This is a genomic window from Aeromonas sp. MTB (assembly GCF_056632455.1).
In genome coordinates this window covers 3,219,728-3,234,191 of record NZ_CP147026.1, presented here as the reverse complement: position 1 = coordinate 3,234,191, position 14,464 = coordinate 3,219,728, and the positions used below count along the sequence as shown (strand labels likewise).

The window sequence follows — 14,464 nt, the reverse complement described above, 5'->3', positions numbered from 1 at the left end:
TCAGGGGACCAGCACCCGGCTCTCGCCGCCGCCGAGGGCTTCGACCCTGATCTGCACGCCGATCCGCTCCACCAGCGTCTGGACGTGGGAGATGACCCCGATCTGGCGACCGGCGGCCTGCAGGGAGTCGAGGCTGGCTAGCGCCAGATCCAGACTGTCCGGATCGAGGGTGCCAAACCCCTCGTCGATAAACAGCGACTCGACCTGGGTCTGCCGTGACGAGAGGCTGGAGAGGGCCAGCGCCAGCGCCAGCGACACCAGAAAACTCTCGCCACCGGAGAGGGAGTCCACCGAACGCACCTCGTCCCCCATGTCGAGATCTACCACTTGTAGCGCCAGATCGGTGCCGGGTACCCGCTCCAGCCGGTAGCGCGGTGACAGCTCGGCGAGCTGGGCGTTGGCCTCCAGCAACAGGCGCTCGAGGGTGAGGCTCTGGGCGAAGGTGCGGAACTTGGCGCCGTTGGCTTGCCCGATCAGATCGCACAGCTGCTGCCAGTGGTCGGCCACCGCCTGCTGGGCGGCCAGCTCCTGTTGCAGGCTACCTGCCTTGAGCGCTGCGGCTTCGGCCTGTGCCAGCTTGCTCTTGCACTCGAACAGCTGCTCTTCAAGGGCGCGACAACGGGCATCGAGTGCCGCCAGCTGAGCGCTCAGATCTACATCCGGCAGGGCGGTCAGCTCGGGGTGATGTTCCCGATAGCGATCCCGTTTGCTTTCCTCCAGCGCCAGCGCCCGTTGCCGCTCGGCAAGACGGGTACGCGCCTCACCAAGGGCATCTTCCAGCCCCTGTAGGGCAGAGCGGCGAGCCTTGAGTTCATCGGGGCTGATGGCGAGCAGACGGCGCAGGTCGTATTCGGCGATGCCGAGGGTACTGGCGTGGGCAGCCCAGCGCCCCAGCACCTCCCGCTTGCGGCGGCTGCTGGTCTGCTTTTCCTGCTCCACATGAGTGAGGCGGGTCTTGAGTTCGGTCTGCCGCTCCCGCAGAGCGCGGGCGCCGCTTTGCATCAGCTCCAGTTCGCTGGCGAGTTGTTGCAGCCGCTGTTGCCAGCGGCTCTCGACCAGCGGGATCTCCTCGCCACCGAGACAGGCGGCGCGGCTGGTGAGCAGCCCCTGACGCTGCTGTTCGTGCTCCTTGTAGTCCCGCTCGAGTTTGTGCAGCAGCTCGCGCTGGGTCTGCAGGCGTGCCTCCTGCGCACTTAGTGTCGGGGTGAGGCTGGCGATCTCGCTGGCCAGTCGCTCCCACTCGCTCTGGCCGTGCAGCCAGGACTCGCAGGCTCGCTGCCACTCGTGCCACTGCTGGCTGCCGAGCCACTGGCGCCACGGTTGGCCGCCCATCTGTTCGTCGAGGCGGTGGGCGCCCTGTTCCAGACGCTGGCGCAGGGTCGCCTCCTGCTCGCCCATCCCCTTCACTTCCCCTTCCAGTGCGATGCGCTGGCGGTCGGCCTCTTGCCACTGCTGGTCAAACTGCTGGTGCTGGGCAGCCAGTTGGCTCAGTTGTTGACGCACCCCTTGCAGCTGTTGTTGGCCAAGCTGGGCCTGACGCAGCTGCTGCTGGCTCTGGGCCAACCCTTGCTCCAGCGCCTGGCCACGGCCAAGCAATGTGCTCATCAGCTCGTTCCACTCAATGGGGCTTTGGCGCAGCGGCAGCGGATGGCCGAGCAGGGTATCGCCCCCCAGCTGTTGCCAGCGCTGGGTCAGCTGCTCGGCGCGGGTTTCCAGCTCAGGCAGATGTTGCTGACGCACCGCCAGCTGGCGGGCCAGCTCCTGACGCTCGCTCTCGCACTGAATGTACTGATGGTTGAGCCGCTCCCACTCCAGCTCCAGACTGCGGGTCCGTTCCGCCAGTTGACCAAGAATGCCGGCCACCTTTGGCTGGCTCTGGCTGTAGGGGTGCTCCTCGGAACCGCACAGCGGGCAAGGTTCGCCATCGCTCAGGATATGGCGATACTGCTCGAAGCTGGCGATGGCGCGGGACTGCTCCAACGCATGGCGCGCCTCATCCCGCTGCAGGGCGAGCCGCTCGCGGGCGGGGGCCAGCTCTTCGCCAAGGGTGGCGAGCTTGCCAAGGGCCTGCTCCAGCTGGGCAATCTCCTGCTGCAAGCGGCCATGCTGCTCGCCGTGGTTGCGGCCATAATCGGCCAGCTCCAGCAGCTGGCGCAGCTGACCCAGTTGTTCAGTCTGCTGCTGCCACTGCTCCTGCGCCTTGGTGAGGCGACTCTCCCACTGCTGCTCCTGCAGCTCGTTCTGTTGCTGTTGCAGCCGGTCTTGTTCATGTTGCCAGTAGTTGCGCTCCTGCTGACCTTGCTCCAGTTGGCGCTGCAACTGTTGCAGGGCGCGCAGCTTGTGATCGCGCAGGGTGAGTAGTTGCTGCAGCTTGTCGGCATCCTCGGCCCAATCCTGCATGGCGGTGAGCAGGGGCTGCCACTGGCGGGCAACCGGTGCCAGCTCCTTGTGCTCTTCGAGCCAAAGTCCCCACTGCTGGTGCTGCTGCTTGAGCAGTTCCACCTGTCGGCTCTGCTCGCGCCAGCCTTGCTCGAGGGTGAGCTGCACTTCTCGCTCCTGCGCCCCCTCCTGCTGGATCTTCTGCAACTGCTGCATTTTCTCCCTGATGCGGGTATCGAGCTCCTGCGCCCGCTTGAGTTCGGGTTGCAGGGCGCCCCATTCCCGCTCGGCGGCGATCTTCTCTGCCAGCAACTGCTGCTCGGTCAGCGCGCTCTGCTGGGTCTGCTCCTCGAGCTTGGCTAGCTCCGGCCCAAGCTCTGCGATCACCTTCTCCTGCTGCTGCACTTCCAGAGTGAGGCGGGCCAGCTCGTCGTGATCGGCTCGGGCCACCTGGGCCTGTTCGGCACGGGCAAACTCATCGCGCTCGGGGGCCGCGCCGCCGTGGGCCTGCAGGGCGGCATCGAGCGCCGCCTGTCCCTCGGCGCAGCCCTGCAGCTGTGCGGCAATGCGGATGTTGAGGTCACGCAAGTCCTGCATCAGCTGCTGCTGTTGCTGCTCGTGTTTGAGGGTGGTGGAGAGGCTTACCTGCTGACTTACCCACTGTTCGCGGGTGGCTTCGTCCATCAGCGCCACGTCGCCGAGGCGCTGGGCGATGGTGGCCAGCTTCTGCTGTTCTTCCCGCGCCCGTTCATAGGTCTGGATGGAGATGGCGGAGTAGAGCTCGGTGCCGGTCATCCGTTCGAGCAGAGCGGATCGCTCGTTGGCATCCGATTTGAGGAAGGCGGCAAATTCCCCCTGCGGCAGGATCACCGCGCGGCGGAACTGCTCCCAGGAGAGACCCACCAGCTCGTCGATGCGATCCTGCAGCTCCCGCTTGCTGCCGGAGAAAACCTGCCCTGACTCCACATCGGTCAGGGTTCGTTCCTGCGCCTGAAAACGCCCCTCCGAGCGGTTTCGCGCCCGGCGCACCGCCCAGCGGGCCAGCCAGATGCGACCATCGCAGCCACGAAACTGCACCTCGGCAAAACCGCTGGCGTGGCCGCGACTGAGGATGCCGCGCACGTCGTTGGCCTTGAGTTTCTCCTCATCATCCATGCGGCCCACTTCGGCTACGTTCTTGCGATTGGCGATAAAGCGCGGCATCTCGTCGTAGAGGGCCAGACAAATGGCGTCGAGCAGGGTGCTCTTGCCCGCGCCGGTATTGCCGGTGATGGCAAACAGACCGGCGGCGCCGAGCGCCCCCCTGGTAAAGTCGATGGTGAAGGGGCCGGTCAGACTGGCCAGATTCTCACCTGACAGAGACAAGATTTTCATTGGTTTGACTCCTTCACCTGCTCCAGGATCTCTTCAAACGAGGCAACCAGCCCAGCCTCGGGCTCCCCTTCAAACTGGCGCTGATAGCAGAGGCGAAACACCTCGGTGGGGGATAGTTCATCGAGCCTGCGCCGCTCGCGACCATCGGCCAGTCCTTCTCCCGAGCCCTGATACTGGGTGCTGATGCGGGCCAGACGCACCGGTTTGTCTGCGATGGCGGCGAGAATCCGTTCGCGGATGCGGGCCTCGGGCTTGGGCAGCAGCAGCCGCACTTCGAGGAAAGGTTGTGCCTCTTGTGGACAATCAGGTAGCTCGAGCGATGCGATGGCTTTGAGTGCGTCGTCGAGGGTGCTCTGGGGCAGGCGGATCATCTCCACCGCGCGGGGCACCGGGATCCGCTCCAGCCCGGCCAGTTTCCCCCTCGCCAAGGTCACTTCCAGTACCTGATGGTTGTAGTTGGCTTCGGCAAGCGAGAGCGGTAGTGGCGAACCGCTGTAGTGCACCCCCTCGGCCGGGCTCTGGGCCAGATGGAGGTGGCCGAGCGCCGTGTAGTCGGCACTGACAAAGAGATCGGCAGGCAGGGCGTGCTGGTTGCCGCCAAGTACCCGCCGCTCCGACAGCTCGGAGAGCTGGCCCGCCGCCAGATAGGCGTGGCCCATGGCGATGAGCGGCAGCTCCTCCCCGCAGCGGGCGCGCCCTTCGGCCAGTACCTCGGCGTAGATTTGGCGTACCCCTTCGATCAGTCTGTCCTGCCCTTCTGCCAACTGCTCCACCCGCAGATCGCTGCTGCGCAGAAACGGCACGGCGGCGCACCAGGCGGCAATGTTGCCCTCCCGGTCTTGCAGCGGGACCAGAAGGCGGTCGGTTTCGAGCTTGCCCCCACTGTCGCGGCTGATGCTGCCCACCAGATGCAGATCAAAGGCGCGCAGCAGCTCGTGGGGGGCATCGAGCTTGGAGGGGGAGTCGTGGTTGCCGCCGATCAGCACCATGTTGAGGCGGGGCATCTCGGCGCGCAGCCGCGCCAGAAAACGGTAGAGTTGCTGCCAGGCGCTGGCGGGGGGATTGGCGGTATCAAACAGATCGCCCGCTACCAACAGGGCGTCGATCTCGCGCGCCTTGAGGGTGTCGCTCAGCCAGTCGAGAAAGGCATCGTGTTCAAAACGGCGGTCATGACCATGGAGTTGATGGCCAAGGTGCCAGTCGGCGGTATGGAGGATTTTCATTGGAAAGCAGCCCGGTTGCAGGGACGGTGCCTGTGGCACCCGATGAAGACAAGATGAGGATGCCCCGTGCTTTTTTCAAGTAAAACAGGGGGCTTGCATCGATTCAGGCGGGTTCGCAGCACATCCGGTATTGGGGGTGGCCGGTGAGGGGGTCGGACTCCTCGGCCTCAATGACGAAGCCGTGGCGGCGATAGAAACGCACCGCCTGATCATTCTCGACAAAGACCCGGGCGTGGAGCGACGCCCCCTGACGCTTGGCCTCCTGCAGCAGGGCATGGCCGACGCCGCGTCCCTGACGGTCGGGGCGCACGAACAGGGCGGCGAGATAGTTGTCCACCAGCGCCATAAATCCGAGCAGGTCGCCGCGCTCCTCGAACACCCAGATGGCGGCGCGATCGAGATAGCGGGTACGCAGATCCTCCTGGGCCTGCCACCAGCAGGAGGCATCGACGAAATCGTGGGCCTGCAGGGAGGCCAGCAACCAGATTTCGACGATCTCTTCCATGTCTTCCGGGCGACTGGGCCGCAACATACCTTCATCCTTATTAACAATTTACTTTCGCAGTCTAGGAGAACTTGATGAACAAACTGGTGACATAAATGAGACCCTGTGAGGTCGATCGCCCTTTATTTAGCGAGAATGATTGGCTGATCACAAAGCGCCTCTCTAGTACAATGCCCGCCGGACAATCTAGAGACCGAGGACGCCATGTGGTTTAAAAACCTGCAGATTTATCGCTTTACCCGCCCCTTTGACCTGACCGTGGATCAGCTGGAAACCCAGCTGGAAGCCTGTGCCTTCACCCCTTGCGGCAGTCAGGACATCTCCCGTTTCGGGTGGGTCAAGCCCCTTGGCAAATTCGGCTCAACCCTGACCCACTCTGCCTCCGGCCACATCCTCATTTGCGCCCGCAAAGAGGAGAAGATGCTGCCAGGTACCGTGGTCAAGGAGATGCTGGCCGAGAAGGTAGAAGCGATCGAGTTCGAACAGGGACGCGCCCTCAAGAAGAAAGAGAAGGAGGCGTTGAAAGAGGAGATCCTCCACACCCTGCTGCCCCGTGCCTTCAGTCGTACCAGCCAGACCTTCGCCTGGATCAATCCGGCCGACAATTTGATGGTGGTGGACGCAGGTTCTGCCAAGAAGGCAGACGATCTGCTGGCGCTGCTGCGCAAATCCATCGGCTCCCTGCCGGTGGTGCCGGTGGCTCTCAAGAACCCGCCGGAGATCACCATGACCGAGTGGTTGAACGAGGGCAACCTGCCCGCCTCCTTCACGCTGGAAGATGAAGCCGAGCTGCGCAGTGCTATGGAGCACGGCGGCATCATCCGCTGCAAGCAGCAGGATCTGATGACGGATGAAATCAAGAACCATCTGGCAAACGACAAGCTGGTGACCAAGCTGGCCCTCAACTGGGGCGAGACTGTCAGCTTCGTGCTGGGGGATGATCTCTCCATCAAGCGTCTGAAATTCAGCGAAGAGCTGCGCGAGCAGAACGACGACGTCACCAGCGAAGATCCGGCCGCCCGTCTGGATGCGGACTTCGCGCTGGTCACCGCCGAGCTGTCCCAGTTTATCCCGGCGCTGTTTGCCGCCCTGGGTGGCGAAGAGCAGTCCATCTAACCGGACTTGCGCCTGTTTGGCCTCTGCCATCCCATCGTAAAAACCGCCTTCGGGCGGTTTTTTTATGTCTGTTACGTATAGCCATTATTGATAGATGAGTAAGATATTGATCTTGTTCAATAACTTGAGCTGTCAGCGCCAATCGTGACATAGTCCCCCTTCATGGTCATAAAACAGACAAGGAGAGTGTCATGTTGCGCAAACCTCTGGGGCTGGCTGTCGCCCTTGCCCTGCTGGCCGGTTGTGCCAGTGACAACGGCTTTCACTACACCCCGCCAGCCCAGACCCTGATTGCGCCGGAGGCGGCCAGTGGCTGGACCGACAAACAGGGCTGGCAGAGCCATGACTTCATGGTTGCGGCCGCCAACCCGCTGGCGGTGGATGCGGGCTACCAGATCATCAAGGCCGGTGGCAGTGCCGTCGATGCCGCCATTGCGGTGCAGCTGGTGTTGACACTGGTGGAGCCGCAATCCTCCGGGATCGGTGGCGGGACGCTGCTACTGGTGTGGGATGGCCGCAAGGTGAGTGCAGTGGATGGCCGCGAGACGGCGCCGGCTGCCGCCACCGACCAGCTGTTTATGCATGATGGCAAGCCGCTGGCGTTTTATGACGGGGTGGTCGGGGGCCGCTCGGTCGGCGTTCCCGGCACCCTGCGCGCTCTGGCACTGGCCCATCAGCGTTATGGCAAGCTGCCCTGGGCTGTGCTGTTCCAGCCCGCCATCACGCTGGCAGAACAAGGATTTGTGATAAGTCCACGGCTAGCCACATTGCTGGCCAAGGATCCCTATCTGGCACGGGATCCGGAGGCGCGTGCCTACTTCTATCAGGCGAATGGCAGCCCCAAAACGGCGGGCACCCGGCTGACCAACCCGGCGTTGGCCAGGGTGCTGCGCACTCTGGCCACAGAGGGGGCGGATGCCTTCTATCGGGGGTCGCTGGCAGATGCCATGGTGGCCAAGGTACGCCAGCATCCCACCAATCCCGGGGTACTGGCAGCCACCGATCTGGCCAGCTATCAGGCCAAACTGCGGGATGGCCTCTGCTTTGACTATCGCCAGAGCAAGATCTGCGGCTTTCCCACTCCCTCGTCCGGTACTCTGGCGCTAGGCCAGATCTTCGGCATGCTGGAGAGCCGCGATATGGCAGCCCTCAAGCCGATCACCACGAAGGAGGGGGGGCTGGCTGCCTCCAGCGAGGCTATCCATCTCTACAGTGAAGCGGCGCGTCTCGCCTTCGCCGATCGCAACCAGTACGTCGCCGACAGCGATTTTGTCAGCGTGCCGGTGCAGGGGCTGCTGGACAAGGGCTATCTGGCCGAGCGCGGCAAGCTTGTCGGTCAGCACTCCATGGGGATTGCCAAGCCCGGCACGCCGCCACTGGCGCTGGCACGCGGCAAGGATGCGACTCCGGAACTCCTCGACCAGCCATGTCTCGATCGTCGACAAGGCGGGGATGGCCATCTCCATGACCAGCTCCATCGAGGATGGTTTCGGATCGCGTCAGATGGTCAACGGCTACCTGCTCAACAACCAGCTCACCGATTTTTCCTTCACCTCGGTAGATGCTGCCGGTCTGCCGGTGGCAAACCGGGTGGAGCCGGGCAAGCGGCCCCGCTCCTCCATGTCACCCCTGCTGGTGTTTGACAAACCAAGTGGCGAGCTGACCATGACGCTGGGCTCGCCGGGGGGCTCCGCCATCATCAACTACGTGGGCAAGACCCTGCTCGGCACCCAGGATTGGGGTCTGAACCTGCAACAGGCCATCAACCTGCCCAACTTTGGCAGCCGCAACGGCCCCACCGAGCTGGAAGCGGGGCGCACCCCCATGTCGGTGGTCGAGGGATTGAAGGCGAGGGGACATGAGGTGGTACTGAATGAGCAGACCTCCGGCCTGCAAGGGGTTGAGCGCAATGGCGGTGGCTGGTTTGGCGCAGCGGATCCGCGCCGGGAAGGGATCGCCAAGGGGGAGTGAGGTTCCCATAGCAACAAGGCCAGCATAATGCTGGCCTTGTTGCTGATGGTGTATGGCAGAGCGAGTTACTGGATACCCAGCAGCTCCACGTCGAAGATCAGGACTGATCCCGGCGGGATTTTGCCAGCGGCACGGTCGCCGTAGGCGAGGTTGGCAGGGATGTAGAAACGGGTCTTCTCACCTTCCACCATCAGCTGCACCCCTTCGGTCCAGCCTGCAATCACCTGATTGAGGCCAAACTCGATGGGCTCGCCACGGGCGACCGAGCTGTCAAAGACGGTGCCGTCCAGCAGCTTGCCCTCGTAATGCACCTTCACCTTGCTGGTGGCGGTGGGGTGAACGGTGCCGGTGCCCGGGGTCAGCACTTCGTACTGCAGGCCGGAGGCGGTGGTAGTCACCAGCGGTTTGTCCTTGTTGCTGGCGAGGAACTCGGCGCCAATCCGCACGTTGTCGGCCGCCAGCTTCTTGTTGTTGCTGCTGGAGTAGAAGTAGTAGGCCACACCGGCGATGAGCAGCGCGATCAGTATGAATTTCATCGGTTTTTCCTGTTCCATGAAATGTAAAAAGTGCAATGAGGGCGCCATCTTATCGCGCACCGCCCCTGATGGCGAGCCACAGGGTGGGAGGATGTGAGCGGGCAGGCAAAGCCCGGCGAGCTGGACGCAAAAAGGGGCGAGTCGGTGACTCGCCCCTTGTCATGACGGCGGCGCTTACTTGGCGGCCACCATCATCAGGGCGGGCAGGGCGAAGAAGAGACCCGTCACATAACCCAGAGCCAGCAGCTTGTTCTCGCTGCCGACCAGGGCCAGCCCCTCGGCTGCGCGCACCGGCAGGTCACGCAGGAAGGGAATGCCATAGATGATGACCACGGCAAAGAGGTTGAACAGCACGTGGACCAGTGCGATGGTCAGGGCCAGCTGGGCACCGGCTCCGCTGATGGCGGTGGCTGCCAGCAGGGCGGTGATGGTGGTCCCGATATTGGCCCCCAGGGTGAAGGGGTAGAGCTGACGGGTGCTGAACACACCGCCGCCGGCCAGCGGGATCATCAGGCTGGTGGTGGTGGAGGAGGACTGCACCATGATGGTCACCAGCGCACCGGAGGTGATGCCGGTCAGCGGGCCACGGCCCAGCGCCTTGTGCAGCACCTCTTTGGCGCGGCCAACCAGTACCTGTTGCAGCACTTTGCCCAGATAAGTGACGCAAGCGAGGATCAGCAGGATACCGATGATGATGGTCGCGATGGCGGCACCCTTGCCCGGCAGGAAGGCAACGGCGCTGTCAATCAGCTGCTGGGCCGGTGCGGTCAGCGGCTTCATGAAATCCATGCCCTTCATCGACATGTTGGCGGAGCCTACCAGCAGGTTGGCCAGCCACTCGGCGCTGTGTTGCAGCAGACCGAACATCAGTTCCAGCGGCAGGAAGATGAACACCGCCAGCAGGTTGAAAAAGTCGTGCACGGTGGCGGCGGCGAAGGCGCGGCGGAACTCGGCGCGATCCCGCACATGGCCCATGGAGACGATGGTGTTGGTGATGGTGGTGCCGAGGTTGGCACCCATCACCATGGGGATGGCCATGCTGATGGGCAGGCCGCCAGCCACCAGACCAACGATCACCGAGGTGACGGTGCTGGAGGATTGCACCAGCGCGGTAGCGAGAATACCCAGCAGCAGGGCGACAAAGGGGTTGTTGGCAAAGGCGAAGATCTGGGCTGCGCCCTCGGCGCCGCCGGAGAAATCTTTGAAGCCGTGGGAGATGGCGCCCACGGCAACCAGGATCAGGTAGACCAGTACGATGACACTCATCCAGTTGAACAGGGCGCGGGTCGCGGGCGGCTGTGACAAGGAGTGATGGTGTTGCATAAAGCCTCTTGAGACGGTCGTTCCGTCTTGGGTTGTTGATGACCCGCGCATTTAATCAGTGGTTAATGACAGAAATATGACAAGGTGACACTTTTATGATGGTTTTATGACTTGCTTTGGTGGTTTGCTCGTCAATAGATGATGGGGATGGCGAGAAATATGGCTGGTGGCGCCATCCACCCTGTCTGTTCCTTGCCGACCAAGCAAGTGCGGGAGAGTGGCAATAGTCGAACCCCATATTCAGCCCGTCAAATAGCAAGAAGGGGAGCCATGGCTCCCCTTCTGTCTATCCGTTATCCGCAAAGGATCAGGCGTCAGCTGCTTCTTCGTACTGACGGAACGGGATGCGGAACACCGCCAGACGCAGGAACAGATAGGTTGCGCCGAGACCAGCCCAGATCAGGCCCAGCTCCAGCGAGCTCTGCTCCAGGTTGATCCACAGAGCACCGATGGTGGCGGCGCCGAGCAGCGGCATCAACAGGTAGATGACGTGATCCTTGAGGGTCTTGTTGCGCTTCTCGCGTACCCAGAACTGACCGATCACCGACAGGTTGACGAAGCTGAACGCCACCAGTGCGCCGAAGTTGACCAGCGCCAGCGCGGTATCCAGATCAAACGACACGGCGGAGAGGGCCAGACCGCCCACCATCAGCACGTTGATGGCCGGAGTGCGGTATTTCGGGTGGATGTAGCCAAACACCCGCTCCGGGATCATCCGGTCACGCCCCATCACGTAGAGGATGCGCGACACACCGGCGTGAGCCGCCATGCCGGAGGCCAGTACCGCGACCGTGGTGCAGACCAGCACCACGGACTGGAAGAAGGTGCCGCCAACGTAGAGGGCGATCTCCGGCAGTACCGCATCCGGATGCTGGAAGCGGGCTAGGCTCGGGAAGTAGAGCTGCAGGCAGTAAGAGACCACCACGAAGATGATGCCGCCGATAAGGGCAGTCAGCACGATCGCCTTGGGGATCACCTTGCCAGCGTTCGGAGTCTCTTCGGAGAGGGAACTCAGACCGTCAAAGCCCAGGAACGAGAAGCAGAGGATGGTCGCACCGGTAAAGAGCGGTACCAGCTGTGCTGACTCGAAGTGGAACGGACGGCTGCTCATCAGGGTGCCAGCCCCTTCACCGTGGTAGATGCCCCACGCCATCAGGCCGATAAAGAGGGTGATGATGGCCAGCTGGATCACCACGATCAGACCGTTGAAGTTGGCGACCAGATTGATGCCGCGCAGGTTCAGGAAGGTCATCACGGTCACCAGACCGAAGATGAACACCCAGGGCTCGACGCCCGGGAACATGGCGGTCAGGTAGATCTTGGCCAGCAGAATGTTGATCATCGGCATGAACATGTAGTCGAGCAGGGATGACCAGCCGACCATGAAACCGACGTAGGGGTTGAACACCTTCTGGGCATAGGTATAGGCAGAGCCCGCAGAGGGGAACTTGCGTACCAGATGTCCGTAGCTGAAAGCGGTGAGCAGGATGCCACCCAGAGCCAGCAGATAGGCGGTGGCGACCCGGCCGTCGGTGATGTCACCGACGATGGCGAAGGTGTCGAAGACAGCCATGGGGGTCAGATAGGCCAGACCCATCACAATCACTTGTGTCAGGGTAAGGGTCTTGAGCAGCTTGGCGTTTTGCGATGCCATTACGCTTTCTCCTCAATCAGTGCCGCAGCACGTGCTTGCAACGAGCGCAGGGATACGATGGATTCGCAAGCCTGTACATCAAGGGCGCCGGGGAGGCGCATACCGGGCTGTACCGGCAGGAAAGCATTAAAACGCCCCATTGTTATCCTCTCAACGTCGGGAGATTGTTTGGCAATCTCGAATATCACTTCCGGAAACGTTCCGGCCTCTTGTGGTGGGTTTGTACTGCACTTCAAAAATACAAAAACCGATGTCGCAGTGAACATCGGTCCTTTATTGGCGGCGTATTGTGCATTCGGTCAGCCCCCTTGACAAGCAAAAAAGGGCGGATTAACGCATTTTTTTGCATACGCACGGGGCGGGTAAGTGGTCACTCGCCCCCTGCAGCCGTCCCCGAGCCGCTCCCCCTTTTTCGGGGGGGAAGAGAACCCTGTCATGGCGTATGAAAAATCGGCAAATCGGGGCTGCAGGGTGCATAGCGCCTCAACATTGATCCTGATCATATTTGCCGGCGCTCCCCCGGGCTCGAGTCCAGCGATCTTATCGGCTGGCGGGGGATGGAAGGGGGTGAAGTGGAAAAAGAGTGATTGCATATCCATTCATATTAATGACTGAGGATAAGAGGCGACGCGGCTCGGGCCATGGCACGGCGAGCGGCCCGGCTGGGTAGTTATTTGAAATCAGTCACACTTCCTGCAGAAACCGCATATCTGGCAACCCGTGCTGCTGGCCACCAGAGCACCGCAAAAACAACAAGGAGCCCGCAGGCTCCTTGTTCGCTATCGGGGGGAGGGGCGCCAGCGGTTACTGGGCGATCTCCACCTTGTCGGCGGTATGCAGCGGGATGCGGAACACGGTGAGGCGCAGGAACAGGTAGATGGCCCCCAGCGCCGCCCAGATCAGCCCCAGCTCGAAGGAAGAGGGCTCGAGGTTGAGCCACAGTACCCCGATGCAGGCAGCGCCACAGAGTGGCAGCAGCAGATACATCAGGTGGTCCTTGAGACACTTGTTGCGGCCCAGCTTCACATAGAAGTAGGCAATCACCGCCAGATTGACGAAGGTGAAGGCCACCAGGGCGCCAAAGTTGATCAGCGCCAGCGCCATCTCCAGATCCAGCGACACCGCAGAGAGGGCCAGCAGGCCGACCAGCAGCACGTTGAACGCCGGAGTCTGCCACTTCGGATGGATGTAGCCGAAGAAGCGGGCGGGCAGGGCGCGATCACGACCCATCACGTAGAGCAGGCGCGATACACCGGCGTGGGAGGCGAGCCCCGAGGCCAGCACCGCTACTGTGGTGCAGACCAGCACCACCGCCTGGAACAGCTTGCCGCCGACATAGAGGGCGATCTCCGGCAGTACCGCATCCGGATGCTGGAAGCGGGAGATGTCCGGGAAGTAGAGCTGCAGGAAGTAGGAGGTAGTGACGAACAGCACACCGCCGATCAGCGCCGTCAGCACGATGGCGCGGGGGATCACCCGATCCGCGTCCGGGGTCTCTTCCGACAGGGTACTGATGGCGTCAAAACCGAGGAACGACAAACAGAGGATGGAGGCCCCCATCAGCAGCGGTGACACCTGGATCTGCTCGGAGAAGAAGGGACGGCTGCTGGCCACGGTCCCCAGCCCTTCACCATTGTGAACGCCCCAGGCGATCAGGCCGATGAAGATGGCGATGATGCTGAACTGCATCACCACGATCAGGCTGTTGAAGTTGGCCACCAGCTTGATGCCGCGCAGGTTGAGGGCGGTCATCACCGCCGCCAGACCGAAGATATAGGTCCAGGGCTCTACGTTCGGGAAGAGGGCTTCCAGATAGATCTTGGCCAGCAGCATGTTGATCATCGGCATGAACATGTAGTCGAGCAGGGAGGTCCAGCCCACCATAAAGCCGACATAGGGGTGAAACACCTTCTGGGCATAGGTATAGGCGGAGCCGGCTGACGGGAACTTGCGCACCAGATGGCCGTAGCTCAGGGCTGTGAACAGCATGCCGATCAGGGCAAACAGGTAGGCGGTTGGCACATGGCCTTCGGTGATTTCGGTAACGATGCCGAAGGTGTCGAACACAGCCATGGGGGTGAGGTACGCCAGTCCCATAACCACGACCTGCCACAGTTTGAGGGTCTTTTTCAGACCAACCTGCTGGGCCGCCATTATGCATGTTCCTCATGCAGTGCCAGAGTGGCACGGTCCATCAACGAAACCGGGAGAGAGGCCCGGGAATCAAGGGCGCCAGGGCGGCGCACACCGGCCATGGCCGGTTGGAAAGCATTGAGATGCCCCATGTTGTTCCTCACTAGACTTGGTGTCGGGAGACTGCTGCCAATCTCGCTATCTTTTCCGGGGGTGATCCGGCCTCGTTTATGGGTGTGTTCACTGTCTA

General features: G+C 62.2%; 9 protein-coding genes and 1 pseudogene. 2 read left to right on the top strand and 8 right to left on the bottom strand.

The window, feature by feature from the left end; all coding sequences use genetic code 11:
• The 3 genes from WBR25_RS14745 to WBR25_RS14735 form a co-directional block, all read right to left on the bottom strand.
• Positions 1-3,753 (bottom strand): AAA family ATPase, encoded by a 3,753-nt coding sequence (locus WBR25_RS14745; protein WP_479748448.1) that lies wholly within the window; start codon positions 3,751-3,753, stop codon positions 1-3.
• The gene (locus WBR25_RS14740) at positions 3,750-4,976 is read right to left on the bottom strand and encodes an exonuclease SbcCD subunit D C-terminal domain-containing protein (protein WP_479748446.1); all 1,227 of its coding nucleotides are present in this window, start codon (positions 4,974-4,976) and stop codon (positions 3,750-3,752) included. Before WBR25_RS14740 ends, WBR25_RS14745 begins: the two co-directional genes overlap by 4 nt.
• A gap of 103 nt (positions 4,977-5,079) precedes the next feature.
• Entirely contained in the window at positions 5,080-5,508 is a 429-nt protein-coding gene (locus tag WBR25_RS14735; RefSeq protein ID WP_005338252.1) for a GNAT family N-acetyltransferase, read from the bottom strand.
• Between the two features lie 177 nt (positions 5,509-5,685).
• Here WBR25_RS14735 and rdgC point away from each other — a divergent pair, with 177 nt between their 5' ends.
• Complete coding sequence (rdgC, locus tag WBR25_RS14730) at positions 5,686-6,597, top strand: recombination-associated protein RdgC (protein ID WP_005347467.1); 912 nt, start codon at positions 5,686-5,688, stop codon at positions 6,595-6,597.
• A gap of 191 nt (positions 6,598-6,788) precedes the next feature.
• Positions 6,789-8,568: pseudogene (gene ggt, locus WBR25_RS14725) on the top strand (gamma-glutamyltransferase).
• Between the two features lie 65 nt (positions 8,569-8,633).
• Here the strand turns inward: ggt and bamJ are convergent.
• The 5 genes from bamJ to WBR25_RS14700 form a co-directional block, all read right to left on the bottom strand.
• Positions 8,634-9,104, bottom strand: coding sequence for a BamJ family beta-barrel-assembly machinery protein (gene bamJ / locus WBR25_RS14720; protein WP_005338245.1), 471 nt, complete (start codon positions 9,102-9,104; stop codon positions 8,634-8,636).
• 174 nt (positions 9,105-9,278) lie between these two features.
• Entirely contained in the window at positions 9,279-10,427 is a 1,149-nt protein-coding gene (locus tag WBR25_RS14715; RefSeq protein WP_479748443.1) for a Na/Pi cotransporter family protein, read from the bottom strand.
• Between the two features lie 307 nt (positions 10,428-10,734).
• Positions 10,735-12,081 (bottom strand): APC family permease, encoded by a 1,347-nt coding sequence (locus WBR25_RS14710; RefSeq protein ID WP_021230506.1) that lies wholly within the window; start codon positions 12,079-12,081, stop codon positions 10,735-10,737.
• Entirely contained in the window at positions 12,081-12,347 is a 267-nt protein-coding gene (locus WBR25_RS14705) for a hypothetical protein (protein WP_021230505.1), read from the bottom strand. Before WBR25_RS14705 ends, WBR25_RS14710 begins: the two co-directional genes overlap by 1 nt.
• 538 nt (positions 12,348-12,885) lie before the next feature.
• A complete protein-coding gene (locus WBR25_RS14700) occupies positions 12,886-14,235 on the bottom strand; it encodes an APC family permease (protein ID WP_479748441.1) in 1,350 nt (449 codons plus the stop codon).
• Positions 14,236-14,464: the final 229 nt, after the last annotated feature.

What these genes read in the sequence shown, in the direction of transcription:
- WBR25_RS14705 (WP_021230505.1), bottom strand. Translation starts at nt 12,347, where the DNA reads ATGTTCACTGCGACATCGGTTTTTGTATTTTTGAAGTGCAGTACAAAC.
- WBR25_RS14715 (WP_479748443.1), bottom strand. Translation starts at nt 10,427, where the DNA reads ATGCAACACCATCACTCCTTGTCACAGCCGCCCGCGACCCGCGCCCTG.
- bamJ (WP_005338245.1), bottom strand. Translation starts at nt 9,104, where the DNA reads ATGAAATTCATACTGATCGCGCTGCTCATCGCCGGTGTGGCCTACTAC.
- WBR25_RS14710 (WP_021230506.1), bottom strand. Translation starts at nt 12,081, where the DNA reads ATGGCATCGCAAAACGCCAAGCTGCTCAAGACCCTTACCCTGACACAA.
- WBR25_RS14735 (WP_005338252.1), bottom strand. Translation starts at nt 5,508, where the DNA reads ATGTTGCGGCCCAGTCGCCCGGAAGACATGGAAGAGATCGTCGAAATC.
- WBR25_RS14745 (WP_479748448.1), bottom strand. Translation starts at nt 3,753, where the DNA reads ATGAAAATCTTGTCTCTGTCAGGTGAGAATCTGGCCAGTCTGACCGGC.
- WBR25_RS14740 (WP_479748446.1), bottom strand. Translation starts at nt 4,976, where the DNA reads ATGAAAATCCTCCATACCGCCGACTGGCACCTTGGCCATCAACTCCAT.
- WBR25_RS14700 (WP_479748441.1), bottom strand. Translation starts at nt 14,235, where the DNA reads ATGGCGGCCCAGCAGGTTGGTCTGAAAAAGACCCTCAAACTGTGGCAG.
- rdgC (WP_005347467.1), top strand. Translation starts at nt 5,686, where the DNA reads ATGTGGTTTAAAAACCTGCAGATTTATCGCTTTACCCGCCCCTTTGAC.